The sequence below is a fragment of the Paenibacillus sp. JNUCC 35 genome (genome assembly GCF_058269095.1).
On record NZ_CM177771.1, the window covers coordinates 716,264 to 743,012 of the forward strand.

General features: G+C 54.2%; 23 protein-coding genes. 20 read left to right on the top strand and 3 right to left on the bottom strand.

The features are described 5' to 3' along the window. The first annotated feature begins 193 nt into the window (after positions 1-193). The 8 genes from AC2TF6_RS03290 (at position 194) to AC2TF6_RS03325 (ending at position 15,210) form a co-directional block, all read left to right on the top strand. Positions 194-2,014 (top strand): sensor histidine kinase, encoded by a 1,821-nt coding sequence (locus tag AC2TF6_RS03290; protein WP_491309888.1) that lies wholly within the window; start codon positions 194-196, stop codon positions 2,012-2,014. Next, positions 2,007-3,527 (top strand): response regulator, encoded by a 1,521-nt coding sequence (locus tag AC2TF6_RS03295; protein ID WP_491309889.1) that lies wholly within the window; start codon positions 2,007-2,009, stop codon positions 3,525-3,527. Before AC2TF6_RS03290 ends, AC2TF6_RS03295 begins: the two co-directional genes overlap by 8 nt. 245 nt (positions 3,528-3,772) lie before the next feature. Then, positions 3,773-5,242: an ABC transporter substrate-binding protein gene (locus AC2TF6_RS03300; RefSeq protein WP_218231216.1), complete on the top strand. Its 1,470-nt coding sequence runs from the start codon at positions 3,773-3,775 to the stop codon at positions 5,240-5,242. 161 nt (positions 5,243-5,403) lie between these two features. Beyond that, complete coding sequence (locus tag AC2TF6_RS03305) at positions 5,404-6,285, top strand: ABC transporter permease (RefSeq protein WP_170318649.1); 882 nt, start codon at positions 5,404-5,406, stop codon at positions 6,283-6,285. Positions 6,286-6,315: 30 nt separating this feature from the next. Next, positions 6,316-7,236 (top strand): carbohydrate ABC transporter permease, encoded by a 921-nt coding sequence (locus AC2TF6_RS03310; RefSeq protein ID WP_009673528.1) that lies wholly within the window; start codon positions 6,316-6,318, stop codon positions 7,234-7,236. Between the two features lie 196 nt (positions 7,237-7,432). Next, positions 7,433-8,752: a glycoside hydrolase family 125 protein gene (locus tag AC2TF6_RS03315; RefSeq protein WP_491309890.1), complete on the top strand. Its 1,320-nt coding sequence runs from the start codon at positions 7,433-7,435 to the stop codon at positions 8,750-8,752. Further along, complete coding sequence (locus AC2TF6_RS03320) at positions 8,749-12,042, top strand: beta-galactosidase (RefSeq protein WP_491309891.1); 3,294 nt, start codon at positions 8,749-8,751, stop codon at positions 12,040-12,042. Before AC2TF6_RS03315 ends, AC2TF6_RS03320 begins: the two co-directional genes overlap by 4 nt. A 444-nt stretch (positions 12,043-12,486) precedes the next feature. Continuing rightward, on the top strand, positions 12,487-15,210 hold the full coding sequence (locus tag AC2TF6_RS03325; protein ID WP_491309892.1) for an alpha-mannosidase: 2,724 nt from the start codon (positions 12,487-12,489) through the stop codon (positions 15,208-15,210). Between the two features lie 133 nt (positions 15,211-15,343). On the opposite strand, the gene AC2TF6_RS03330 is transcribed toward AC2TF6_RS03325, so the two are convergent. Continuing rightward, positions 15,344-15,904 carry a cupin domain-containing protein gene (locus AC2TF6_RS03330; protein ID WP_491309893.1) on the bottom strand — a complete coding sequence of 187 codons (561 nt, stop codon included), beginning with the start codon at positions 15,902-15,904 and terminating at the stop codon, positions 15,344-15,346. A gap of 212 nt (positions 15,905-16,116) precedes the next feature. On the opposite strand from AC2TF6_RS03330, the gene AC2TF6_RS03335 reads away from it, so the two are divergent. From AC2TF6_RS03335 to AC2TF6_RS03350, 4 genes are all read left to right on the top strand, one after another. Next, complete coding sequence (locus AC2TF6_RS03335; RefSeq protein ID WP_491309894.1) at positions 16,117-17,067, top strand: ABC transporter permease; 951 nt, start codon at positions 16,117-16,119, stop codon at positions 17,065-17,067. After that, positions 17,064-18,017 (top strand): iron chelate uptake ABC transporter family permease subunit, encoded by a 954-nt coding sequence (locus AC2TF6_RS03340; RefSeq protein WP_491309895.1) that lies wholly within the window; start codon positions 17,064-17,066, stop codon positions 18,015-18,017. Before AC2TF6_RS03335 ends, AC2TF6_RS03340 begins: the two co-directional genes overlap by 4 nt. Further along, positions 18,011-18,769, top strand: coding sequence for an iron ABC transporter ATP-binding protein (locus AC2TF6_RS03345; RefSeq protein WP_491309896.1), 759 nt, complete (start codon positions 18,011-18,013; stop codon positions 18,767-18,769). Before AC2TF6_RS03340 ends, AC2TF6_RS03345 begins: the two co-directional genes overlap by 7 nt. 116 nt (positions 18,770-18,885) lie before the next feature. Further along, positions 18,886-19,851 (top strand): siderophore ABC transporter substrate-binding protein, encoded by a 966-nt coding sequence (locus tag AC2TF6_RS03350; RefSeq protein WP_491309897.1) that lies wholly within the window; start codon positions 18,886-18,888, stop codon positions 19,849-19,851. 184 nt (positions 19,852-20,035) lie between these two features. On the opposite strand, the gene AC2TF6_RS03355 is transcribed toward AC2TF6_RS03350, so the two are convergent. Next, a complete protein-coding gene (locus tag AC2TF6_RS03355; protein WP_491309898.1) occupies positions 20,036-20,236 on the bottom strand; it encodes a hypothetical protein in 201 nt (66 codons plus the stop codon). Between the two features lie 107 nt (positions 20,237-20,343). Between AC2TF6_RS03355 and AC2TF6_RS03360 the strand changes: the two genes are divergently transcribed. The 8 genes from AC2TF6_RS03360 (at position 20,344) to AC2TF6_RS03395 (ending at position 25,656) form a co-directional block, all read left to right on the top strand. Continuing rightward, a complete protein-coding gene (locus tag AC2TF6_RS03360) occupies positions 20,344-21,057 on the top strand; it encodes a hypothetical protein (protein WP_491309899.1) in 714 nt (237 codons plus the stop codon). Positions 21,058-21,227: 170 nt separating this feature from the next. Further along, a complete protein-coding gene (locus AC2TF6_RS03365) occupies positions 21,228-22,193 on the top strand; it encodes a helix-turn-helix transcriptional regulator (protein WP_491309900.1) in 966 nt (321 codons plus the stop codon). Positions 22,194-22,425: 232 nt separating this feature from the next. Further along, positions 22,426-22,983 (top strand): DinB family protein, encoded by a 558-nt coding sequence (locus AC2TF6_RS03370; RefSeq protein WP_491309901.1) that lies wholly within the window; start codon positions 22,426-22,428, stop codon positions 22,981-22,983. Positions 22,984-23,356: 373 nt separating this feature from the next. Continuing rightward, entirely contained in the window at positions 23,357-23,677 is a 321-nt protein-coding gene (locus tag AC2TF6_RS03375) for a rhodanese-like domain-containing protein (RefSeq protein ID WP_491309902.1), read from the top strand. 88 nt (positions 23,678-23,765) lie between these two features. Then, the gene (locus AC2TF6_RS03380) at positions 23,766-24,176 is read left to right on the top strand and encodes a rhodanese-like domain-containing protein (protein ID WP_491309903.1); all 411 of its coding nucleotides are present in this window, start codon (positions 23,766-23,768) and stop codon (positions 24,174-24,176) included. A 39-nt stretch (positions 24,177-24,215) separates the two neighbouring features. Next, entirely contained in the window at positions 24,216-24,476 is a 261-nt protein-coding gene (locus AC2TF6_RS03385) for a metal-sensitive transcriptional regulator (protein ID WP_218231228.1), read from the top strand. A gap of 198 nt (positions 24,477-24,674) precedes the next feature. Beyond that, positions 24,675-25,331: a phosphatase PAP2 family protein gene (locus tag AC2TF6_RS03390; RefSeq protein ID WP_491309904.1), complete on the top strand. Its 657-nt coding sequence runs from the start codon at positions 24,675-24,677 to the stop codon at positions 25,329-25,331. Positions 25,332-25,398: 67 nt separating this feature from the next. After that, entirely contained in the window at positions 25,399-25,656 is a 258-nt protein-coding gene (locus AC2TF6_RS03395) for a hypothetical protein (protein ID WP_491309905.1), read from the top strand. Here the strand turns inward: AC2TF6_RS03395 and AC2TF6_RS03400 are convergent. Continuing rightward, positions 25,653-26,600 carry an ROK family protein gene (locus AC2TF6_RS03400; protein ID WP_491309906.1) on the bottom strand — a complete coding sequence of 316 codons (948 nt, stop codon included), beginning with the start codon at positions 26,598-26,600 and terminating at the stop codon, positions 25,653-25,655. The two genes, AC2TF6_RS03395 and AC2TF6_RS03400, sit on opposite strands and share 4 nt — an antisense overlap. Positions 26,601-26,749 lie beyond the last annotated feature (149 nt).

The window sequence follows — 26,749 nt, forward strand, 5'->3', positions numbered from 1 at the left end:
TCAATCAACTTTCTTCCTTATTGGAAAGAGGCGGAAAACCGCATTAAAAAGGACTGCCTTTCGAGGCGGCCCTTTTCTTTTTTTCGCTAATGAGGCACGGGCTTCGCGCCACGGAACCGACAAAGGCGGTTAGGTTGTAAGGGCGGCGGCGTGCTATAATCGAGACGGATAACGTTCAGGGAGGGCAGACCGCATGGGTGTCAGGAGAATCTATCGCAACTATTTGAAAAACAACTTGTTTCTGAAAATGATCCTGATGTTTTCCCTGATCACGATTCTGACCATCATTACGCTTTCGTATTTGATGTTTTCTTTCATGTCCCAATCCATCGTGCAGCGGGAGCTGGCCAATCAGAAAAAGGCGATGGAAGGCGTCAGCTCGTACGTTAACGGCAAATTCGAGTGGGTGCAGTCGCTGCTCACGGACATTTACCAGAACGACGCCCTGTCGGCCAACATGTCGTATTTTCTCCAGCATCCGTATCAGGAATATGCCGAACACCGGCTGGATCAGTTCTATAAAGATACGAATTTCTCGACGGATGTCCTGAAATATTTGCAGAACAAGCTGGACGCGGACCCGGATATCCAGAATCTCATGCTCTACAGCGCGGAGGAGCAGTATCTCTACACGTACAATTCCAATCGGCTGAGCAAGCTGATTTCCACGAACGCTTCGCGTTCCTACATTCCGGACATTATGGCGCAGGAGACCCGCACGATTGCCCCGCCGAACGTCTGGATGCGCAAGACGCTGAACCAGTGGGACCCCAGGCTGTATTCCATCCGCGTACCGGTTAACGATAAATATTCGCTCAAAAATATCGGGCAGCTGCTTCTTTATTTCAATTCGGACGGGATAGTCCGGGCTCTCGAAAGCTACAAGCAGGATTTAAAAGGGACAATCTTCGTCATGACCCCCGACGGGGATGTGATGTTCGATTCTTCCGGGCAATACTACGGGAAGAAGTTCCCCTACACCGACAGGATCAACAGCTTGTACGATACGGGCACGCTGCAAAACGGCATGTATTTGACGAAGCTGACGCAGAGCCGGGGCGGCTTTATCGTCATGGGGGCCGCGCCCAAGGAAGAGATCGCGGCCTCCTACCGGGGCCTGCGCAATACGATCCTGCTCGTCAGCGCGATTGCTATTCTGTTCGCGATCCTCATTCCGTCGCTGTTCATTATGAACTTCGCGAAGCGGACGAACCGGATCATCCAATTCACGCGGCGGGTGAAGCGCGGAGACCTGAAAGCCCGGATCCGCGATACGCGCGAGGATGAGCTCGGGCAGATTTCCAAAAGCTTTAACGATATGCTGGACGAGCTGAACAACTACATCGACCGCGTGTACAAGGCGGAGATCAAGCAGAAGCATACCGAGCTGACCGCGCTTCAGGCCCGGATTAATCCGCACTTCCTCTATAACACGCTGGAAGTGATCCGGATGAGGGCGCTCTCGCAAGGGGCGAGCGATGTGGGCGAGATGATCTACAGCTTGTCCGTGCTGTTCAAAAGCTTCGTGCAGCAGAAGACGATCTATACCATGAAGGACGAAGTCGAGGCGTGCCGGATGTATCTGGAGCTTTTCCGTATCCGGTACAAGGACCGTTTTTCGTACGAAATCGTGTGGGAGCGGGACTTGGCGCACGTTCAGATTTTGAAAATGTCCCTGCAGCCGATCATCGAGAACTACGTCGTTCACGGAATCCGCAGCGACCGCAAGGATAACCGCCTGACGATTACGATCGGCGAAGAGGACGGATTCGTCCGGGTCCGGGTGCAGGATAACGGCAACGGCATGACGGAAGAGAAGCTGGCCGAGATCACGGAGAAGCTGGACCGGGAGGAAACGGAAGGCGAATCGTTCGGTCTGAGGAGCGTTCACGAAAGGCTGAAGCTGCAGTACGGGAGCGAATACGGGATTGAACTTCACAGCGAGCCGGGACAAGGTACGACGGTAATCGTCCGTTATCCCGGCGCAGAGGGACAGGAGGCGGCCCATGTATAGAGTATTTCTGGTGGATGACGAGCCGTTCATTATCGAAGGGCTTTACGACATCATAGACTGGTCCTCGTTCGGGCTCGAAATTGTGGGCCAGGCCGAGAACGGCCGGGAGGCGCTGGAGGCGTTGAAGAAGACGCCGGTGGATCTTCTGATCACGGACATTTCGATGCCGGTTATGAACGGGCTCGATCTGATCCGCGGGGCGCGGGAGTTTCATCCCGACCTGAAGGTGGTGGTCCTCAGCGGATTTAACGATTTTGTGTATCTGAAAGAATGCATCCGGCTCGGCATCGAGAATTATTTGCTGAAGCCGATTAATCTGGACGAGCTGAAAGCGACGCTGGACAATACGGTGGAGAAACTGAACGCTACAAAATCCGAACGCTTGTTCAACGAATACGGCGTGCAGATTTTGAAGGATAACATGATGCACCGCTGGCTGACGGGGCAGATTGCGTCCGGCGAGTACAGGGAGCGGGCCGATCTGCTCGGCATCGAGATGGACAAGCCGTATATGGCTGCCGCGGTTATGCGGCTCGAAGAGAACTTCGTCCAGGTGTTCGAGCTGATTTCGCGGCAGATGAAATACAACGAGTCGATCATCCCGTTCCGGGATGTGGACGGAGACCTCGTGATCCTTTTCGTGATGGACGATCCCGAAGAAGGCAAGCGCGAGATGATTAGCACAATTGAAGAACTGCTGGACCGGCTCACGACGTACCAGCCCATCCGCACCTCCATCGGAAGCGTGCAGCCGCTCCCCGATCAGGCGCCGCTCGGCTACCGGCACGCGAAGAAGGCGCAGGAATATTTCCTGCTCTACCCGGAGCACGGCCTCATCGACTACAGCGACCTGCCTTCGGGCAAAGATGCGGGGAAAGCGAAGTTTCCGATTGACTGGAGCGAATATACGAAGCTGATCATGGCCAAAGACCGGGAGAAGCTGCTCCTGCGCATCGAAGAGGATTTCGAGGAGATGCAGACGCTGGAGGGGGTCACCCCCGGGGACATTCAGGATATCGCCATGGAAGTCATTATTCTTTTCAAAATGGCGCTGAAAGAGATCAAGCACGTGGAGGAAACCGAGCTGTACAAGGAAGGTTTCGAGAAAGTGCGGCAGGCGGGCACCCTGCGCGAGCTGATCAAGGCCGTCCAGGACGTGGCGGGGCTTACGGTCGATTCGCTGGTCCGGGATATCAAGAGCCCGGTTGTCCAGCAGGTGCTCAATTACATCCACGAATCGTATGCCGAAGAGCTCTCGCTGAAAGCGCTGGGCGCGCTGTACAATATCCATCCCGTCTATCTGGGCCAGTTGTTCCACAGGGAGACCGGCGAAACCTTTACGGAATACATCAACAAATACCGGATCGAGAAGGCGAAGGAACAGCTGAAAACGACGCATCTGAAAGTACACGAAATCGCCCGGAATGTGGGCTACTGGGAAACGGGTTACTTTTACAAACAATTCAAGAAATATGTGGGAATATCACCTACCGATTTCAAGGGACTGCTCTAGCGGATGGCCGCGGGCGGTCTCTTTTCTTTATTTTAGACACGATAACTTTAATTTCTCTTCTATTTGAAACTGCTTTCATCACGTACAGTAAAGATAGTCCTCGAAGCAAGCGGACAGCGGCCTAAAGCCCCATGCATAGGGCATTTCCCGGTTCCGCACAATGAATAGAGCAGAAGATCGCGTAGAAAAGCCGTCTGCCCTGTTCGTGCAGAGATGGCGGATTTATTAAAGGGGAGGATACACACATGAACAGAAGCAAGAAAAGTCTGGCTGTCGTACTTGCCATGCTGCTTACGTTTACTCTGGTGCTCAGCGCCTGCGGCGGCAAAGACAGCAAACAAGGCGAGGGAACGTCCGATAAGCCGGTAGAACTGATCTGGTACACGATCGGGACTCCGCAGAAAGACACGGACCGCGTCATGGAAGAAGTCAGCAAGTACACGAAAGAGAAAATCGGCGTTACCGTCAAAATGAGACAAATCGATTTCGGCGACTACTCGCAGAAGATGCAAGTTATGGCCGCTTCCGGTGAACCGATCGATATCATGTTTACCTCTTCGTGGGCATTTGATTATGTCCAGAATGCAAGAAAAGGCGCATTCCTGGCGATCGACGACCTCTTGAATAAACAAGGCAAAGGCATTAAAGACGCTCTCGACCCGGCGTTCCTCGAAGGCTCCAAAGTAGACGGACACAACTACGGGATTCCGGCTAACAAAGAGCTTCCGGCACAGGAAGTATGGCGCTTCAACAAGCAGCTGCTCGACAAGTACAACCTGGATATCACCAACGTGAACACGCTGGAAAGCCTGGAGCCGCTGCTCAAAACGATCAAGGAAAAAGAACCGAACGTATTCCCGCTGGCGGCGGACAAAAACTTCGGTCTGTACGTTCCTTACGACTACGTCATCGAAAAAATGCCGATGGCCGTCAAGCTCGACAGCACGGATCTGAAAGTCGTTAACGTTTTTGATACACCTGAAATGAAACAGGCGCTTCAAACGATGAACAAGTACTATAAAGCCGGCTACATCCCGACTGAAGCGGCTACACTGAACTCGCTGAGCGACGTTCAAGCAACGGGCAAATGGTTCGCGGACAAAGCGACCAACCAGCCTTTCGCCGACAACCAATGGTCCGCAAGCTACGGCTATCCGGTTGTATCGACTCCGGCCGGTCCGTCCACTATCTTCAACTGGTCCGTAATGGGCTCCATGCAGGCGATCTCCGCCAACTCCAAGTATCCGGAGAAAGCGATGGAATTCCTGAACCTGCTGAATACCGATCCGAAGCTCCGCAACATGGTTGATTCCGGTATCGAAGGCGTGCACTACAAGAAAGTCGGCGACAACGTGATGGAAAACCTTCCGGATGCGAAGAACTACGACATGCCGACCTTCTCGCTCGGCAGCGTTATTATCACGTACCTGAACAAAGAAGACCCTGCCAACAAGTGGGACGAGTTCAAGAAGTTTAACGATGCGGGCAAACCGGCTCCGCTGCTCGGCTTTAACTTCGACACTTCGAAAGTGACAACTGAAATCGCCGCCGTACAGAACGTGAAGGAAGCTTTCTGGACTTCACTGATGACCGGTACGGTAGATCCGAATCAATACCTGCCGCAAGCTAACGAGAAAATGAAAGCTGCGGGCCTGGATAAAATTATGGCGGAAGCTCAGCGTCAAATCGACGAGTGGAAAGCTTCCAAGAAGTAAGAGAATCAGAATCGGATTAGGCGAATGTTTCCCGCATTCGCCTGATTTTTTATGCTCACAAGCGTTACCGGCTTCGAATTATTTCTCAAAAGGGGTGATAGGGTGTGACAAGGATTACGAATTTCTTCAAAGACATCAACAAAAACAAAGCACTCCTTCTCATGGTACTGCCAGGCACAATCTGGTTCCTGTTCTTCTCCTATCTGCCGATGGCAGGTATGGTCGTTGCGTTCAAACAATACCGGTACAGCCGGGACGGCTTCTGGGCCAGTATAGTCGAAAGCAAGTGGGTCGGCCTGCAAAACTTCAAGTTCCTGTTCAGTACGAACGACGCTTACATCATTACGCGCAATACTTTGCTGTATAACTCCGTATTTATTATCGTCGGCCTGGTCCTTGCGGTCCTGCTGGCTATCGTTCTATCCGAAATCGTCAATAAACGGCTCGCCAAAATATATCAGACCGGCATGTTTCTCCCGTACTTTCTGTCCTGGGTCATCGTCGGCTATTTCGTATTCAGCTTCCTCAGCTTCGACAAAGGTCTCGTGAATAAAGTCGGCGCCATGTTCGGCGTAGATCCTACCCAGTGGTACAACAACCCGACATACTGGCCGCTGATCATCATCCTGGTGTTCCTGTGGAAGTCCGTCGGCTACAACAGCGTCGTTTACCTGGCCGCCATTATGGGGATCGACAAATCCCTGTACGAAGCAGCCATGATCGACGGCGCAAGCAAATGGCAGCAGATCATCCACATTACGATCCCGATGCTGAAGCCGCTGATGACGATTCTGACGCTGCTGGCGATCGGCCGCATTTTCTATGCCGACTTCGGTCTCTTCTATCAGGTTCCGAGAGATTCGGGCACGCTCTACTCCGTGACGAACGTTATCGACACGTATGTATACCGCGGCCTCAAAACGACCGGTGAAATCGGCATGAGCACCGCCGCAGGTCTGTACCAGTCCCTGGTCGGATTTATTCTCGTCATTACCTCGAACTACATCGTACGCAAATTCAACAAAGAGAATGCCTTGTTCTAAGAGATCAGCATGTGAAAGGGGGAATTGGCTGTGCAAGCCCAAACGAGAAAAAAAAGCCGTGATTTTCATCAGCTCCCGACCGTCTGGAACGTTGTCTTTAACCTGATTGCAGCCTTGTTCGCTTTTGCCTGCGTCTTTCCGTTCCTATTTGTTACGATCATCTCCTTCACGGATGAAACGACACTGGCCGCCAACGGCTATCAGCTTATCCCGGAAAAATGGAGCTTGGAGGCTTACCGCTATTTGTTCAAAGCGGGCGATCAGCTTCTCCGCTCGTACGGCGTCACGATTCTCGTCACGATTGTCGGGACCGTTATCTCTGTCATCATGACGGCGCTGTTCGCTTATGCCATTTCGCGTAAAACGTTCAAATACCGCAATTTCTTCGGATTTTTCGCATTCTTCACGATGCTGTTCAACGGCGGTATGGTACCGACGTATATCGTCGTAACCCAACTGCTCGGCATGAAAGATTCGCTCTGGGCGCTCATTCTGCCCTTGGCGGGGAACGCCTTCTATATCATGATTATGCGGACGTTCTTCAGCACCTCGGTGCCGGACGCGATTGTCGAATCCGGTAAAATCGACGGCGCGGGCGAATTCCAGATCTTCTACAAGCTCGTCATGCCGCTGGCTCTGCCCGGTATGGCGACGATCGGCCTGTTCAGTACGCTGGGCTACTGGAACGACTGGTTCAACGCGCTTCTGTACATCGACGATCCGAAGCTGGTTCCGCTCCAATCGATGCTGATGCGGATCGAGAACAGCATGCAGTTTCTGCTGCAGAACACGAACAACCCGTCGCTCGGGATGGGCGTGCTGCAGTCGCTGCCGCAGGATACGTCCCGGATGGCGATGGTCGTCCTGGCGACCGGACCGATCATTCTCGCGTATCCGTTCTTCCAGCGTTACTTCATTCAAGGCCTGACGATCGGCGCTGTAAAAGAATAGGCCGAGCGCAGTGCATAACGGCCCTGCAACCTGCGGGGCCGCTCCTGCATGGAGAGCGGAACGACCGCGCCGGATGCCGCTTTTCGCAGCATGAGAGCAGAAGCGACATACCGGGTCAAAACCTACACATATAAGAAACGTGATAAATCGAGTAAACTAGCAGACAAACTGGGAAATTATTGGAGGAACCGAAGCCATGGAACAATTCAGACTGCCCAAAATTCCGATGCCTAAGCTGGAGCTCCCGCAGGCCATTCAGGAAGTATTGAAGGAAGCCGAAGTGAAGCTGGCGCACCGCCCGAAGCTTCTTCAGCTGTTCAAGAACTGTTTCCCGAACACGCTGGAAACGACGACGAAACTGCTGGATGACGGCACCACCTTCGTCATTACCGGAGACATCCCGGCCTCCTGGCTGCGGGATTCGGTCGAGCAGGTGATCCAATATGTGCCTTTTGCCAAAGAAGACAAGGATCTGCAGCGTATTATCGGCGGCCTGATCAAGCGCCATATCGCTTACATCCACATCGACCCGTACGCGAACGCGTTCAACGAATCCGCCAACGACTGGCACTGGAACACCACCGACATTACGGACATGTCCCCGTGGGTGTGGGAACGCAAATTCGAGCTTGATTCGCTCTGCTTCTCGATGCGTCTGGCCTACGCGTACTGGAAGGAAACCGAACGGACGGACATTTTCGATACGGGCTTTAAAGGCGCGATGCGCAAAATCGTCGAGCTGTTCAAAACCGAGCAGCGCCATTTCGAACAGTCTCCTTATCGATTCACGCGCGACAACGGCATTCCGACCGATTCGCTCCGCAACAGCGGCCTGGGGATGCCGGTCAATTACACGGGCATGGTCTGGTCCGGATTCCGTTCCAGCGACGACGCCTGCGACTTCCATTACAACATTCCGGCCAATATGTTCGCCGTGGTGGCGCTCCGCCATATGCAGGAATTCGCCGAATGGGTTTTCCGCGATATGGAGTTCCTCAAAGAGCTGAAAGACCTTGAAGCCGATATCGACCACGGGATTCAGCTTTACGGCATTTACCGCCACCCTGAATTCGGACCGATTTACGCGTACGAGACGGACGGCTTCGGCAACTACTGCCTGATGGACGATGCGGGTACGCCGGGACTCATGTCCATTCCGTACCTCGGGTATGTGAATGCGGACGATCCTATCTACCAGAACACGAGACGCTTCGCCCTCAGCAAAGAAAATCCGTTCTATTACGAAGGGACTGCGGCAAAAGGAATCGGAAGCCCGCACACGCCGCCAGGCTATATCTGGCATATGGCTTTGTCCATGCAGGGACTGACCGCCACGACGACGGAGGAGAAGCTGGGGATGATCGCGATGCTGGAAGCGACCGACGCGGATACGGGCTTTATGCACGAGGGCTTCCATGCCGACGATCCGAACACGTTCACCAGAACCTGGTTCGCGTGGTCGAACAGCCTGTTCTCCCAACTCGTTTACCGGGCGATGAAGGACGGACTGCTATGAGCGTGAATCAGCCGGTCGTTCTTTTCTATGATCCGTCGTTTCCGATAAGCACCGCAGAACAAGCAAACGTGAAAACAGGCCGGCAGACCGTGCCGGTCATGAAGGAAGAGGTTCGGCAGCCGGACTCCGCCGCGGGCTTAACGGACGCTGCCGGCGCCGCGCTCCAGACCGATACCCTGGCGGGTATCGGGAACTTCGTCAGCGCAGACGGCTTGGCCGAAGCCCTGAACGAAGCGGCCGGCGGCTGCTTCGTGAACCTGCACGCGCCGTATTTCCCGAAGGCGGCGTGGCCGGCCATTCTCGGCTTCCTGTCGAGAGGCGGAAGCCTGATCTCCGTCGGCGGCGCGCCGTTCAAGCATCCGGTGCGCCGCGAGGGCGGCGAATGGCACGTGGAAGCCGAGCAGACGGCCTACCACCAGGAGCTGCACATCCACGAGGCGCTTCGCGTGGACGCTTCTTCCGCGGCGGAACTGTCCGCTTCGGACACGGTCCCGCTGCTGGCGGGGCAAGAATCGCTGTTTAGCGTGACGGACACGTGGAATCTCGTGCCGCACGTGACCAAAACAAGCGATCTCCCGCACCAGATGGGCTCCGCCGGACCGATGAGCACGCAGATTTATCCGCTGCTCAAAGGGATTACCGCGGAAGGCCGTGAAGTGTCGGCCCCCGTCGTGCTCTGGGAAAACTCGCGCGGTAAGTTCGAAGGCTCGCGCTGGCTGTTCGTGAACCAGCCGCTCCGCGCGCAGTTCTGGGAGCAGGGCGGCGCCGCGGCGCTCAAGCAGTGGACGGAATTCTGCGCGGCCGGCGTGACCGAGCTGTGGCTGAAGCCGAATTACGCGTCCTACGAAGCAGGCGAGCGTCCGCAGCTTACCCTGCAGACCCAGCGGATGACACGCGCATGTGCGGACAGTCGTGCGAAACGGACGGAGAACTGGATGTTCTCCATCACCGTGGAGCACGAGAGCACCTCCGATCGATGGACGTGTGAGCTGCAGCAGGAGGTAACCGGCGAATTCGGCCTCGTCCGTATCCCGGTCCCGCTCGACATGCGAAGCGGGCTGTACCGGGTGGAATGCCGAGCCGAATCGGCGCGCGGCGAGATCCGCATCCTGCGCCAAGGGTTTTGGGGCCTGGACGCCAAGATGCTGGCGGAAGGCCAGCCGATCGGCCGGGACCGCGACTACTTCATCCAAGACGGCAGGCCGCTCCCGGTTGTCGGCATGACCTACATGACTTCCGACGTGGCCCGCAAGTTCCTGTTCCTGCCTAACGCGGCGGTATGGGACCGCGATATGGCCCAGATGGCCCGCGCGGGCATCAATTGGATCCGCACAGGCATCTGGACCGCTTACCGCAATATTATGCAGGTGGACGGCCATGTGTCGGAAGATGTGCTCCGGTCGATCGACGCGTTCCTGATGACGGCCAAGAAGCACGGCTTGCAGGTCACGTTTACGTTTTTCTCCTTCACGCCGGAAACGTGGGAAGGGGTCAATCCTTACCTCGATCCGCAGAGCGTGGAAGCGCAGAAGCGGTTTATCCGCTCCATCGTCTCGCGCCACCGGAATACGAAGAACGTGGATTGGGATCTGATCAACGAGCCGTCCATGTTCGAGCCGGAAAAAATCTTCTCCGACGGCCCGCGCTCCTGCCGCGATCCTTTTGAGAAAGCGGCCTTTATCGAGTGGCTCCGCGAGCGGCACGGCTCTATCGAAGCGCTCCAGGAGCGGTGGAACATGTCCCCGGAGCAGCTTCCGGATTTTGCGGCGGCTGCCGTACCGGAAGCCGAGGAAATTAACTTCGACGTGCAGGATATGCATCGCGGCAAGAAAGGGACACGCTGGCTGGACTACTGCCTGTTCTCCATGGACATGCACAACCGCTGGGCCAAGGAGCTCTACGAGACGATCAAAGAGCAGTGCCCGGATCATCTCGTGACGGTCGGGCAGGACGAAGCGCTCGGAGCCCAGAGACCGTCTCCGTTCTTCTACGAAGAAGCCGTCGACTATACGACCGTGCATTCCTGGTGGCTGAACGATCAGCTTCTCTGGGACGGCATTTTCGCCAAAACGGCACATAAGCCGAATCTCGTCCAGGAAACCGGCATCATGTACGTGGAAACGCCTGACGGCCGGGCGAAACGGACCGAGACGGAGCTGCGGAACCTGCTGGAGCGCAAGTATGCCTACGCGTTCGCGACAGGCGGCGCAGGGGCGGTCCACTGGATCTGGAACACGAACTTCTATATGGATAATGCCAACGAATCGCATATCGGGGCTCTCCGGGCAGACGGCACGGAGAAGCCGGAAGCGGACGTTTCCTATGACTTCGGAACGTTTATGGCCGGTATCCGCGATTTGTTCCGGGAACGGAAACTGGAAGATATCGTCGCCGTTTTCCCGTATTCGAACGATTTTTCGAACCGGAAGCTGGCGTTCGATGCCACTACCCGGCTGACGCGTGTGCTGGCTTACCAGCTTAACCAGCCTTTCCGGGCGGCTTCGGAGTATCACCTGGATGCGCTGGAGCAGGGGCCGGTCAAGCTGATCCTGCTGCCGAGCGCCCATAACGTGGACGATCAAGCGATGGCGGAGCTCGTGGAGTTTGTAAAACGTACGGGTGCCGTGCTCCTTGCGACAGGTCCGCTGGGCATCGACGCGTACTGGAGAGAGACGGCCCGCCTGGACGATGTGCTTGGCAGCGGCAAGCTCGCCAACGTACGCCGGGAAGAAATGCTGAGCATCGGCGGCTCCATCCAGCCGGTTTCATTCGGACAGAGACGCATTGCGGAAACCGTCAAGGAAATCCGCCTGAACGACTCCGGACAAGGAGGCGGCATCGGCGCGGGAGCCCCAACCGGAACCGGTGTAACGGGACAAGAAGCTGACAGCCCGCAAGGCGACGCTGTTGTGGATATACCGCTCGGCAAGGGCCGCCTGATCTGGAGCCCGCTGCCTGTCGAGCTTAACGAGAGAACCGAAGCCGTCGCCGAACTCTACCGGTACGCTCTTGAGGCGGCGGGCTGCGAGAGCGGTCTGGAATGGCGCCGCGGGGGTAATCTGCCGGGCGTGTACGGCCGCAAAATCAGCTTCAAGGAAGGCTCGCTCTTCGTATTCGTTTCCGAATTCGCTTGGGACGCCCCCGTAGAAGTGAAGGACACGGAGACCGGCGCGGTCTACTCCTTCCTGCTGGAGAAAGAGCGGTCCGTCTTGTTCGCCGCCGATTCGGCAGGCAAGCTTCTCGCTGTTTACCGGCCGGATGAGGTTCAAATCCGCGTAGGCAGCGAGTAAGACGACAGGGAGCGTAAGGGTACGTGTTCGGGTACGTCCGCAGGTATGCCGACAGGCGGGTGCTGTCCGTTGCGCAAACTGATGCGCAGCCAGGTTTGCAGCCATGCGGCAAAAGGTCTGCGAACGGGTACAGGCAGGCTCTTCAAGCCCCTGCTCAGGGCGCATGAGGTCCGGATGTCCGCAGCCTTATAGGGGAAGTCATCCTCATGCCGCATCCGCACCGCGCGAAGCTGTGGTCACATGACCGTGGTCAACCGCATCCGCACATTCATGGCGCGTACCTGCGTTATCCTTGAACCGGCAGCGGAGTCGGCGTTTTAAATAACAACCCAATCATGCTGGAGAACACGCCGCTCGGATGCGGAGCTCTCCGGCCCTTTTTTCAAATAGAAGATCTGCAAACAAACGGCACCACGACAAAGAAAGGCCAGGAGGCGAAAGATCATGAGCAAAAAAAGAACGGCGCACATCATTTCCCATACGCATTGGGACCGCGAGTGGTACCTGCCTTACGAAAAGCACCACGTCCGGCTAGTCAAGCTGGTCGATACGCTGCTGGATAAATTGGATGCGGGACCCGAGTACAAAAGCTTTTATCTCGACGGCCAGACCATCATTCTCGAAGACTATTTGCAGGTTCGCCCGGAGCAGAAAGAGCGTCTGGAGAAATACATCCGCGAAGGACGTATTTTTATCGGTCCCTGGTATATCCTGCAAGATGCTTTTCTGACGAGCAGCGAGGCGAACGTCCGCAACATGCAAATCGGGCATCAAGATGCCAAACGGTACGGCCCGGTGTCCAAAATCGGCTATTTCCCGGATACGTTCGGCATTTACGGGCAGGCGCCCCAGATTTTGCAGCAGGCGGGCATCCGCAACGCGTTCTTCGGACGCGGCGTGAAGCCGACCGGCTTTAACAACACCGTATCGGATTCCGGATACGAATCGTCGTTCTCGGAGCTGATCTGGGAAGGAACGGACGGCTCCAAGGTGCTTGGCGTCCTGTTCGCGAACTGGTACTCCAACGGCAACGAAGTGCCGGCCGGAGAAGAGGAAGCGAAGGCGTACTGGGCCCGCAAGCTTGCGGACGCCGAGAAGTACGCGTCCACGGGCGAGCTGTTGTTCATGAACGGCTGCGACCATCAGCCGATCCAGCTCGACCTGCCCGAAGCGATCGAAACGGCGCGGAAGCTGTACCCGGACACGGAGTTCGTCCATTCGAACTTCGCGGCTTATCTGGAGGCGCTGGGCGACAGCGTGGAGCGCGAGCTGTCCTCCGTCAAGGGCGAGCTGCGCAGCCAGCGTACGGACGGCTGGTCTACGCTCGTCAACACGGCGTCGGCCCGCGTCTACTTGAAGCAGATGAACCAGGAAGGCCAGGCGCTGCTTGAAAAAGTAGCCGAGCCGCTCGCTTCTTTCGCGCATCTGCTCGGAGAGCAGTACCCGCATCATCTGTTTACGTATGCCTGGAAAACGCTGATGCAGAACCACCCGCACGACAGCATCTGCGGCTGCAGCGTGGACGAAGTGCACCGCGAAATGGTGACGCGGTTCGAGAAGAGCCGCCACGTGGCGGAATCCATCGTGGACGACAGCAAGCGTGCCATCGCCGAAGCGATCGACACGAGCGTGTTCACGGGATTCGGCGAGGATGCTCTTCCGGTCGTCGTGTTCAACACGACAGGCTGGGAACGCACCGGCACCGTGTCCATCGAGCTTGATGCGGCGCGTCTGTACTTCCGGGAAGGCTATTCCCTGGAAGAAACGGCAAGCCGCATGAAGAACGTGGACCTGTCGGGCCGCGTGCTTGTCGACGCGGAAGGCAAGGTCATTCCATGCACGGTGGAGGACCTTGGACTCCTGTTCAGCTACGACCTGCCGGACGACCAGTTCCGCCAGCCGTATTCGTGCCGCAAGGTGAAACTGACGTTCGAAGCGCGGAACGTTCCGGCGCTCGGACTCCAGACCTACGCGTGGGTGCGCAGCGATAAGGCGTCGTCCGCGCCTGCTTCCCTGTTCGCAGGCGAACGCGTGCTGGAGAACGAGAGCCTCAAAGTCGAGATCGCGCAGGACGGATCGTTTGTGCTGACCGACAAGGCAAACGGACGGACGTACCGCGATCTCGGCGTGTACGAGAACACCGGAGACATCGGCAACGAGTACATGTACAAGCAGCCGGAAGGCGAAACCGCGCTGACCACGAAAGGTCTTCCCGCGCAGGTTCGCGTGCTGGAAGACACGGCTTTCCGCGCTTCCGTGGAAATCGTCCACGAGTGGGAGATTCCCGTGTCCGCCGACGAGACGCTGGACCGGGAGCAGCGGGAAATCGTCTATTTCCCGCACCGCAAAGCCCAGCGTTCCGCCGAAACCGTGCCGATGGTCATCCGCACCATCGTCAGCCTGGACCGCGGAGGCAAGGGCGTGGAGCTGTCCGTCTCCTTCAACAATCAGGCGAAGGATCACCGCATCCGCGCGCTGTTCCCGACGGACCTTCAGGCCAGCTCGCATGCGGCCGACTCCGTCTTCGAAATCGCCCGCCGGGACAACGAGCCTGCGGCCGAGTGGGAAAACCCGAGCAACACGCAGCATCAGCAGGCGTTTGTCGATGTGAGCGAGGCCCAGGCCGGTCTGACGGTCGCCAACCTTGGCCTGAGCGAGTACGAAGTGCTGCGCGACGGGCGCAACACCATCGCCGTAACGCTGCTCCGTGCCGTCGGAGAGCTCGGCGACTGGGGACTGTTCCCGACACCGGAAGCGCAGTGCCTGGGCGAACACACAGTCCGCCTGATGCTTATCCCGCACAGCGGAGACGGCATCGCCTCCGGCGCTTATGCGCAGGCGTACCAGTTCCAGATCCCATGGACTCTCAGCCAGACCGGCGTGCATACAGGCGCCGTTAAGCCTGTCTACGCGCCTGTCCAATGGGAGAGCCGGGAGCTGTCCTTCTCCTCGCTCAAAATGAACGAGGAGTCGGGAGACATTCTGCTCCGCTGGTTCAACATGAGTCCGCAGCAGGCAGAGCTGCCTGTACGTGCCTCGCTGCCTCACAGCGGCTTCTACAAGAGCAGTATCATGGAGGAAGCAGGGGAGGCGATTCCTGCGGAGAACGGCGCTATCCGCGTGTCTGTCGCGCCTCATGAGATCGTGACCATCGGGCTTCGCCGTTAGAAGATCAATCAAACAAATCGGGCAGACTGCGGCTTTTAAGGCCGGAGTCTGCCCGATTTTATTTTTGTCCTCAAAGAATGGTCGGTTACGGAGCCTGCTGCCTTAATGGAGGATGTCTGTGAGTATATGGTTTTTATTCGGCAGCCAATGCGTCTGCTTTCGTTCTATGAATCGTACCGAACGGATGCTCAGGCGGCGCATAAATAGAATAAAGCTTAAGCGGTGTATGGCCCGTATTGGTTACATTGTGCCATTTACCGGCGGGTACCATGATCGCGTATTCATCATAAACTCTTTTTTGAACATTTAAATGATCTTTAGTATCGCCCATTTGAACGAGACCTTGACCCTGTTCAATACGCAAGAATTGGTCAGTTGTGGGGTGAACTTCTAAACCGATGTCTTCTCCGGGGTTGATACTCATCACCGTGACTTGTAAATGATCTCCTGTCCATATGGCCGTGCGATAAGTATTGTTTTGCTTTGCAGCCTCGCTAATATTCACGACAAACGGTGTTTTTCCGTAATCTTTCAACTCGATTTTGCCGTTTATGTTCGGAGATGGCCGATGACCCAATCGGCCTGCATTCTCTAATTCATGTGGAATAGCCCGGTACACAGGCTGTCTGACATAGTTATACACAGGTGCGTTAACGTAGTATGGATATGGAAACCTATTTCTGGCGTCATACATGGAGTTTCCTCATTCCCTTCACAGAAGTATAAAATAGGGTATTCATGTGGCTTGGGCATGGGTACTCTTAAAAATCCCCCCGATCGGTTGACAGAACAGGGGGAGATGTTATAATACTCTACGAGCCCAAATGATAATGAATCTCATTATTAATGAGAAAGGTTCTTACTAACGAGCTACATATACAAAATTACCCGCCCAAAGGACAGCTTATGAAAAAGAGATATCTGGTGATCGCGCTTATCGTTTTATCCGTCGCATCGATCTTTATCGGGGTGAAAGATATCAGCCCGTTGGATCTGTTCAACCTGAGCGACGATAAAGTCCATATCCTGCTAGTCAGCAGACTCCCACGGTTAATCAGCATCCTGATCGCAGGCATGAGCATGAGTGTCATCGGCCTGATCATGCAGCAGCTGAGCCGCAATAAGTTCGTGTCGCCGACTACGGCCGGTACGATGGATTCCGCAAGGTTCGGCATTCTGGTCTCCATGATGCTGTTCACTTCGGCCGGTCCGCTGGAGAAGATGTTGATCGCCTTCGTTTTCGCTCTGCTGGGAACCTTCCTCTTTATGAAGATTCTCGACCGTGTGAAGTACAAGGATACGATTTTCATCCCGCTGGTGGGTCTGATGTTCGGAAATATCGTAAGCTCTATCACTACCTTTTTCGCTTACAAAAACAATCTCATTCAGAACATGTCCTCGTGGCTGCAAGGAGATTTCTCGATGGTGATGAAGGGCCGGTACGAAATCATGTACATTTCGATCCCGGTGCTCCTTATCGCGTATCTGTATGCCAATCGTTTTACCATTGCCGGCATGGGGGAGGAGTTCTCCACCAACCTGGGGCTGAAATACAAGCAGGTGGTCAACATCGGGCTCGTTATCGTGGCCCTGGTATCCTCCGTGGTCATTCTGACGGTCGGTACGCTGCCGTTCCTGGGACTGATTATCCCGAACATCGTCACGCTCTATATGGGAGATAATCTGAAAAGGGCGCTGCCCCACACCGCCCTGCTCGGAGCCGTGTTCGTCCTTTTCTGCGACATTCTGGGACGCATTATCATTTTCCCGTATGAGATTTCGATCGGGCTTACGGTCGGGGTAATCGGAAGCGGCATCTTCCTTTATATGCTGCTGGCAAGGAGAAAGGCCTTATGAATTCACAAGCAAAAGTTAAAATCAGCATCCTTGCCGTACTCGCTCTTGTGCTCATCGCGGTCTTTCTCCTGATTGACGCCTCCGGCAACTGGGATTATGTGCTTCCCCGCAGGGGCAGGAAGATCCTGGCGATTGTCATAACGGGCGGCGCCATTGCTTTCTCGACGATGGTGTTCCAGACCATCACGAACAACCGGATTTTGACGCCGAGCATTATCGGTCTCGATTCGCTCTACATGCTGTTTCAGACCGCGATTGTGTTCCTGGTCGGCTCCGCCAGCTTTCTTATGCACAAGAATGTGAATTTTCTTATCTCCGTCGGCTTGATGGTAGCCTTCACCGGCGTGTTATATAAGCTGCTTTTCAAGAAGCAGGGGCAGAACTTGTACTTTCTCCTGCTGGTAGGACTGATCTTCGGGACGTTTTTCCAGAGTATCTCTTCCTTTATGGAAGTGCTGATCGATCCCAACGAATTTCTGATCGTGCAGGACAAAATGTTCGCCAGCTTCAACAACGTCAATACGGACCTGCTTGTTATTTCGGTCGTGCTGCTTGCTCTGGTGGGCGTTTATTTTGCAAGATTCACGAAATATCTGGACGTCCTGGCGCTGGGCAGAGAGCACGCCGTCAACCTCGGCATCGATTACGATTATGTGGTCAAAAGGCTGCTCGTCGTCGTCGCCATCCTGATCTCGATCGCTACCGCTCTGGTAGGTCCGATTACGTTCCTGGGCCTGCTTGTCGCGAACGTGTCGCACGAATTTCTCAAGACGTTCCGGCACAAGGTGCTGATCACCGGCTCCATTCTTATCTCCATTATCGCTTTAGTAGGAGGCCAGCTGATTGTAGAGCGGGTATTCACCTTCTCGACAACTTTGAGCGTGATTATTAACTTCATCGGTGGTGTCTACTTTATCTATCTTCTATTAAAGGAGAAAAAATCGTGGTAGAAGTCAAGGGCGTATCCAAACTATACGGCAGCAAACATGTGGTCGAGAACGTGTCGGTCCAGATCGCCAAAGGCAAAATCACTTCCTTCATCGGTCCCAACGGCGCCGGCAAAAGTACGCTGCTGTCCATGGTGAGCCGCTTGATCGACAAAGATCAGGGGGAAGTGTTCATTGAGGGCAAGGAGATCGGCCAGTGGAAGAGCAACGATCTTGCCAAGAAGATCTCCATTCTCAAGCAGTCCAATCACATCAACATTCGTCTGACGATCCGTGATCTGGTCGGCTTCGGACGGTTTCCATACTCGCAGGGCCGGCTGACCGCAGAGGATAAGAAGTATATCGACGAGGCCATTCAGTACATGGATCTGGGAGATATCCAGGACAAATATTTGGATGAGCTGAGCGGCGGCCAGCGGCAGAGAGCCTATCTCGCCATGGTGCTTGCCCAGGATACCGAATACATCCTGCTTGATGAGCCGCTGAACAATCTCGATATGAAGCACTCGGTCCAGATCATGAGGGTGCTGCGCAGGCTGGTCAGCGAACTGGGCAAGACGATCGTCATCGTCATTCACGATATTAATTTCGCGTCGTGCCACTCGGACTATATCGTCGCTCTGAAGAACGGACGTGTCGTGAAAGAGGGCACAACGGACGAGATTATCGACTCCGCCGTTTTGAAGGAGATTTACGACATGGACATCCAGATTCACAACCTTAACGGCAACAGAATCTGCACCTACTTCGCTTAGGGAGCAGATTCCCGCCAACCGCTTTATCTACAAATGGTAACCAACTAGACGGATGATGCCGGACGGTGTCATGCCCGCTAACTACAAACCCAATTAAACCCATAGGAGTGATTGCAATGAGTAAGAAACTTTCCCTGCTTCTCATGACCCTCGTACTGGCCGTTATGGCTGCCGCGTGCGGCAATAAAGAGGCGGCTACAACGTCTTCCAAAGAAGGAACGGCTCCAACGGCCGCGGCTTCCAAGGAACTGACTATTAAGCACCAACTAGGCGAAACAAAAGTGAAAACGAACCCTGCCAAAGTTGTCGTATTCGATATGGGCGTGCTGGATTCCCTGGATAAACTGGGCGTAGAAGTAGCCGGCGTACCGCAGGACGGCCTGCCGACTTACCTCAAAAAATACAAAGACGCTAAATACACGAACGTCGGCAGCCTGAAAGAACCGGCTTTTGAAGTGATCAACAAGCTGAAACCGGACCTGATTATTATTTCCGGCAGACAGCAGGACGCTTACAAAGAATTGAGCAGCATTGCCCCGACTATTTTCATGGGCGTAGACGCGAAGAGATATATGGAGTCCTTTAAAGAAAACGCGAAACAGCTCGGCCAAATTTTCGGTAAAGAAGCTCAAGTGGATCAAGAGCTTGCCAAAGTGGACGAAGCGATCAAAGGTATCAAAGATAAAGTGGGCACCGGCAGCAAAAACGGTCTGATCACTCTCGTGAACGGCGGTAAAATCAGCGCTTACGGTCCGGGCTCCCGTTTCGGCATCATTCACGACGTATTCGGCGTTCCGGCCGTAGACAAAACGATCGAAGTATCCACGCACGGTCAAAGCATCTCCAACGAATTTATCGTAGAGAAAAACCCGGATTACCTGTTCGTCGTCGATCGTGACTCCGCGGTCGGTACGGAAAGCGCAGGAGCCAAGAAAGTCATCGAGAACGAACTGGTGAAAACGACTAAAGCGTTCAAAGAAGGCAACATCATCTACCTGAACCCGGACTACTGGTACCTGTCCGGCGGCGGACTTGTATCCGTAGCCGAGATGGTTAAAGAAGTCAGCGCAGGCATTAAGTAAGTTTGCAGCGGTTAACGGCCCTTACGGGGCCGCCAGGCACTTCCTCCCGAGTCTCGGGAGGAAGATGCCAAAAGGCCTCCAGTCACACCCGAAGGGGTGGAACTGGAGGCCTTTTGGCATGGTGCGGCAGTTGCCTTAACATGAGCTATATTTTAATGCCGTTGTCAATTGATTTTAGTGATTATTATTTTCTTTTCCATTTCAGATAGATATCAACAAAAAATAAGAGACAAAGTAAAGTTAATATAACATTTGTGTAGGTAAGAGTACCATTGATCTGTTCTAGTTGACTCTCCAAACGCATAAATGAAGATCGAGTGTTATCAGCAACTTCACCTATTTTTATGCTTATTTGATTAAAATATTGTATAAGATCATCGTTCATCCTAAATCCTCCTATTAACATATTATTAGCCCCATTATATCATTCATTTTACATTTATGGTAAAATGATGTTATACTAATATTTGTAATATAAAACAAATATTAGTAGTGAAAGAGTTGTTAAAAAGAACTTCAAGTTTAATCGTAGCTACGGGTTTGTTGATTTCTGCCCTTTCTCCAATCTCAGTCTCAGCACAAGATACTAAATCTTTACTTACAATTACGGATGTTCAGAACGAACAATTTGAGAAAGTTAAATTGAACGAGATGTTCGTGAAAATATTTTATGATAAAGCAAAAGCAAAACTAGTTAAAGAAGTAAATTCAGATTCAGTCGTAGTTAAAGTAGTAGATATTGCTACGGGGAATACTATCGAACGCTACGGAGAATTAATAGAAAGTAGACAAGGATTACAATCTGTTACTGACCCTGATAGTCGTATTATAACGACTTTTCAAGATAGAACTGATGGTCCTTCAACAAGCAGACTAACTACACAACTTAATGTATACACCAAGGGTTCTTACCGTCAGATTAATGGTATATTAAGTACCTCATGGTCAGAGGCCTCTTCCGGAAGTTGGACATTAGAAAACAGAGTGGCCAATACAATTTCTACAAATACAGGCAGTGTATTTCCGACTACACAAATAAATTCTTCGGGTACTGCTACTGTTACTGTAAAAACTACCAGTACTACAACAGGTTCTTTTTCAGTGGGCTTTCTTAAAGAATGTGGATTTTCATATGCACATACGAGTGGAAAAGATCAATACTACAGAAAACCTATTCAATTGAGCTTTTTTTATTCGTTATACTAAGAAGTTTGTATAAATAGATTGCTTGCTATTTTACGAACGAAAGGATCTGCTGCTGATGTGCGGCTAGATCCTTTTTTCTCGTTACTTGGTAATAGAAACTCCCGATTGAAAATTCGTACCCGCGGCCCTAGAATGGACATGTCCGGAAATGAGCATCGAGGTGATGGAACATGTCCAAAGCGGATAACATGCTTGCCGTGCTGTGGCACTTGAAATCGGGGAGAAAAATGACCGCCCGGGAACTGGCCGAGACGCTTGAAATCAACATCCGGACCGTGTACCGGTATATAGATGCGCTTTGCGCCAGCGGAGTGCCGATACTCGCGGATTCCGGACATAACGGCGGCTACAGTCTGCTGCCGAATTTCCGGGAGGCGCCGCTGTTCTTTAATGCCGCCGAGCAGAAAGCCCTCGTTCATGCCGCCATATTCGCGCAGGAAGCGGGCTACCCGTTCGGGGACGCGCTGAACAGCGCCGTGGGGAAGCTCAAGCAGTACACGAACCCCGAGCAGCTCAGCGCGATCGAGCGGCACGAAGCAGGCTTCGATGTCATTCACCCTCCGACTGATTCTTCGCTGGAGGGTTATCTGCAGATGCTGGAGATAGCCGTAGCGGACGGGCATACCCTGCACATGGAGTACAGCAAGGGAAACTCCTCGGTGAGCCAAAACCGGAGCATTGATCCGTACGGGCTCGTCCACTGGAAGAGCAAATGGTACTTGGTCGCCTATTGCCACCTTCGCGGCGAGCTTCGAAGCTTCCGTGTCGACCGTATCCGGGCGTTGTCCCATACGGAGGGCGTCTTCAGCAGGCCGCCGGGATTTTCCGCCCGCCAGTTTTTTATGAATAATCTTCTCCCCGACACCAGCCGGCAGGAACAGCTTGTCTCCATCCGGATCCAAGGGACTCCCCAGGCGATAGCCGAGCTGTGCGATCACTGGCTTTTCAGCCATACGATCGTGGAACGCACGACGGATCAGATCCATATGAAGATGGAGGAGAAAGCGATCCGCAGCTATGTCCCTTATTTTCTGATGATTCAAGGGAAGTCTATCCGGGTTCTTGAACCTGCTCTGCTGAAAGAGCAGCTGATTGACGTGACGTCCGGTCTGCTTGAATTTTATAAACAGCTTTAGCTTCACTGACCGGTACTGTCAGCTAATCCGGGTTATCCTAAGAAGGCAAGCGAGCTTACGGCAAAAGGGGAAGCCTGGTCCGCGGTCAGTTCCCGGTCGCGCAGGATGGCGTCTCATGATGACGTCGCATGACGGCGGTCCCCCGCAAGCGGTTGTCCGGCTTCGCACGGAGTTATGCTCAAGCCGTAATAGCAGCACTCCAACATATCCACAGGAACAGGGAGGAACCGGAATGTCATCGGATACGCAGCATCAGGAACAGGAAAAGGCCGCTTTATTAAGCGGTTATGCGGAGCAGCAGTACGACTACCATGTGTGGGCAAACGGGAAGGTTTTCGCAGGTCTTAGGGCACTGCCCGAGGAGCTGTCCTTCGAGCAGATTCAGAGTATTTTTCCGTCCGTCGCGGACGCTTTGAACCATATCTACATGATGGATGAAATGTGGCTGGTCATTATGAAAGGGGGCGGCTATGAAGAAGCCAGGAAAGTCGTGACGGACCTTTACGCGCAGGGCCGGGGAGACTCGCTGGACGAATTGCAGAAGAGATTCGCTCTTGCCGAGGAGAAGTACCGGGCTTTCTTCGTCGAGGGAGAAGGCGCAGCCGCCGCAACGGCTCCGTCGCATCCCCAGTTCGGCTCCCTGGAAACCCGGGTCTACGCGTTGGTTCAGCATGTGGTGAATCACGGGACTTACCACCGCGGCAACATATCCGCCATGCTGCGTCAGCTCGGTCATAGGGGAACTCCGACCGATTATATCGCGTTTTTGTTCGAACGAGGCATTCGCTAAGGAGTTAGTTTGATTAGCGTGAAGAACGCCGTACATAAGTTTCATGAGTAAAAAAGCCTGAAAAGAACTTCGAAACCGGAGTTCTTTTCTTTTATTTTGGAAAGGATGATGGTAAGATATAAAACCCGCCGTTTTGAAATTTCAATTCTATACACAGGGTTATACACAAATCAACAGTCCAAAATCACAGGATGTGCATAAGTTTGAAATTTTTATAAACATATCCACAGATAAGGTTGTCCACAGTTTTCGACTCGGACTAGTCTGTAATTTTTATGTTGACAGTTAGGGTTTTAAAATCTATCATAGGAGTATACCCGTACGGGTATTTATTTCAGGATGATAAAGACAGAAACGATATAGGAGAGCTGGAATGGCCTTTCAAATACCTAAGAGCTGTACCCCGCAGGATCTCGCGCAGTGCATTCACGACGGAGAGGATCTATATATCCTGGATGTCAGGGAAGATGAGGAATGGGCGGAGGGGCATATCGAGCAGGCCGTTCATATCCCGTTGGGACAATTGATGCAGAGACTCGGCGAACTGGACCGGAATCGGGAAATCACGGTGGTATGCCGCAGCGGCAACCGTAGCGGATTGGCTTGCGAACTGCTGACGGAGCAAAACTTCGAAGTCGTTAATATGACCGGCGGTATGAACAACTGGACGGACCGGATTTCTTACGGACGTTAGAACGAAGAGCCGAAAAGACGAGAAGACGGCAGATAGACCGGCAACCGATTTATAGCTGTCAACAGCGTGAATAGGGAGGGATTGTCGAATGATTATGTGGGAGATCATCGCGGGAATGATGGTCTTGGCGCTTGTGCTGAACTGGCTTCCGGTAAGGGGCCTGAATTATCTCAGTCAAGAGAAGGCAAGAGAGCTTGTGGCTTCCAAGGAAGAAGGACGGATTAAGGTGCTGGACGTGCGGGACGCTTCGGATTATGAGGAAGCGGCCGGCTTTCCTTCCATTAATATGTCCGTCGGCCGTCTTCCTTACTTGTGGAAGGATGAATTCTCTCCGGAAGACCGTGTTCTGCTGGTCGGGGATTCTAACCGTCACATCAAGAAAGCGGCCCGTTTTTTGAAAAGGCGCGGATTCCAGGGGCTCTACGCCATGCAGCTTCGTTCCGAGCTTCGCGCTTTGGGAACTTGTCCCGAGAAGACCTGCGGGGCCGGCTGTCCTTAACATGGAAGCAATCAGCAGCATACGGAAAGGAAGATCGCGATGAACTACGACGAGAGCATAGTCCGCCGGCTGAAGCGGATGGAAGGCCAGGTACGCGGCATTCTCAAAATGATGGAAGAAGAAAAAGACTGCAAAGACGTCGTCGCTCAGCTTTCCGCAGTCCGAAGCGCGGCCGATAAGGCGATGGCCTATATCGTAGCCACTAATCTGGAGCACTGCATCCGGCAGGAGGAAGAGAAGGGCAAGGATACCGGCAAACTTGTGCAGGAAGCTGTCGAGCTTCTTATCAAAAGCCGCTGACCGGGGCCTTTCGGGATCCGTCGAGGCGTTAAATAACAGGAGCTTTCCAATGATTCCTTAGGGGATTAATGGAAAGCTTCTTTTGCTTGACATGGGCAAATTTTTAACAATTTATTAAAATATGGTATGATCAAGGCTGTTCCCGATCTCTTTGTTCAGGACCAGGAATTAGTGAAGAAAGGAAGACCTCTTATCGCAATGAATACGAAATTAAACGTTTTGCTGACCCGTTCTTTTCTCGTTTGTCTCTTACTGGCCTTATGTTTCGGTATGGTGGCGCTGCTTGTCAGCCGCCAGCAGGTTGCCTGGTTCGACGAAACGATCATTTCGTTCGTGCAGGGGGCGGAAAGTCCCGGCTTAACCGCGGCTGCCGGTCTGCTGTCCGAAATCGGTTCCTCCGCCGTCGTCCCGTTTATTACGATCGCAGCCGCTCTGTATTTATACTTCGTGCTGAAGCACCGGTCGGAAGTCATTCTGCTCATTGCCGCTATCGGCGGCTCCGCTATTTTGAATACGATTCTTAAAAAGATCTTCCAGCGGGAACGTCCGACCATCCACATTATTATGGAGGAAACCGGATTCAGCTTCCCCAGCGGACATTCCATGGCCGTGGTTGGTTTGTATGGAGTTCTGGTCTATTTGCTTTGGAAGCATATTTCCAGTGCGGCGGGAAGAGCCGTTCTCATCGTGCTGGCAGCCGCGATGATCGTGGGGATGGGACTCGCCCGGATCTACCTCGGTGTGCATTATCCCAGCGACGTGCTGGGCGGTTATCTGGCCAGCGGTTTCTGGCTGGGCGTATGCATTTGGACGTACCGGAGCTACCGGAACAGGCGGCAATCGGCCGTGAGGTAGCCCGCGGATGCGGATGTGACAGGAAGCCGCATCCATCCTGCAGCCAGCGGTAATTGGAGCGTTGGGGTTGAGACGCGGGAACCATTCCAGCCTAACGGTCCTAACGTGCAGGCTCGTGCCGATAGAACGGGGCGCCGCCGCGACCCGCGCAAGCGGGCGGAGTCCGCTTGCGCTGCATAGCGCTGCCCGTGCATATCCGGGCCTCCGCATGTCCCGGCTGGCCCTGGCCAGCGGCATGGCGACCGGCGCTAACACGCACGTGTGCCTGCGCCTCGGGCGCAAACAAGCAAAAGCCCTTCGCATGTGCGAAGGGCTTTTGCTTTAGGGCTGTTCGGCCTTCAGGCGGTCGAACAGCAGCTTCGCGGCGCCGAACATGCCTGCCGTGCCGCCGAGCTCGGCCGGCACGATCGGAACAGGCGCCGCCGTGTAGGCCGGCATGGTCATGTCCAGGACATGCCGGCGGATCAGATCGAACAGGAAGTCCCCCTGTTCGGTGACGGCCCCGCCCACGACGATGGCGGGCGGGTTGAACGCGTGGATGAGACCGCTGAGCCCTGTGGCGACGTACTCGGCGTACAGCCGCACGATGGCCATAGCGGTCTCGTCCCCGGCGCGGGCGCGCGCGAACAGCTCCGGCGGAGACGCTTCTTCCAGCGTCTCCCCGCCCCGTTCGCGAATAAGGCGCTTCAGCGCGGTCACGGACGCGTACTGCTCCCAGCAGCCGCGGTGGCCGCAAGTGCAGGGCTCGCCGCCGAAAGCCACGACCATGTGGCCGTAGGCTCCCGCGAAGCCGTCCCGCCCGTGCAGCGGGCTGCCCTCGCGGATGTAGCAGCCGCCCACCCCGGTGCCCAGCGCTACGCAGAGGAAGGTGTCCCAGCCGCGTCCGGCTCCGAGCCACTGCTCGCCGAGGGCGATGACGTTGACGTCGTTATCGACGGCAGTGGGCAGGCCGGATAGCTTCTCGATATCCGCGCGCAGCGTAGTTCCGCTCCAGCCGGGCAAATTATCGGTCGCGAAAGCTACGGTTCCTTCGCGGTTAATGTAGCCGGCGCTGCCGATTCCCGTACCGGCGAGCTTCACGCCTGCGGCAGCGGCCTCTTCTGAATACGTTTGCAGAAGTCCTGCGAGTTTAGCCATGAGACCGGATTTGCCGGCGGACGCTTCCGTCTCGGTTTTGTGGGAGGCGAGCACTTTCCCGTCGGGAAGGATGAGCCCGCTTTTAATGTGGGTGCCCCCAATGTCGATGCCGATCGCTGCGTAAGAAGACATGAACCTTTTCCCCCGCTTCGTGATTTTAGAAGAATTAATTTTCCTTAATTAATAACTATAAAAGAAATTTTACTTCTTTATTATAGGAGAAGGCTGCTGCCCTGTAAATGAAAAACCGGCAGTTTATCCGTACCCGGTTCCACCTGCAA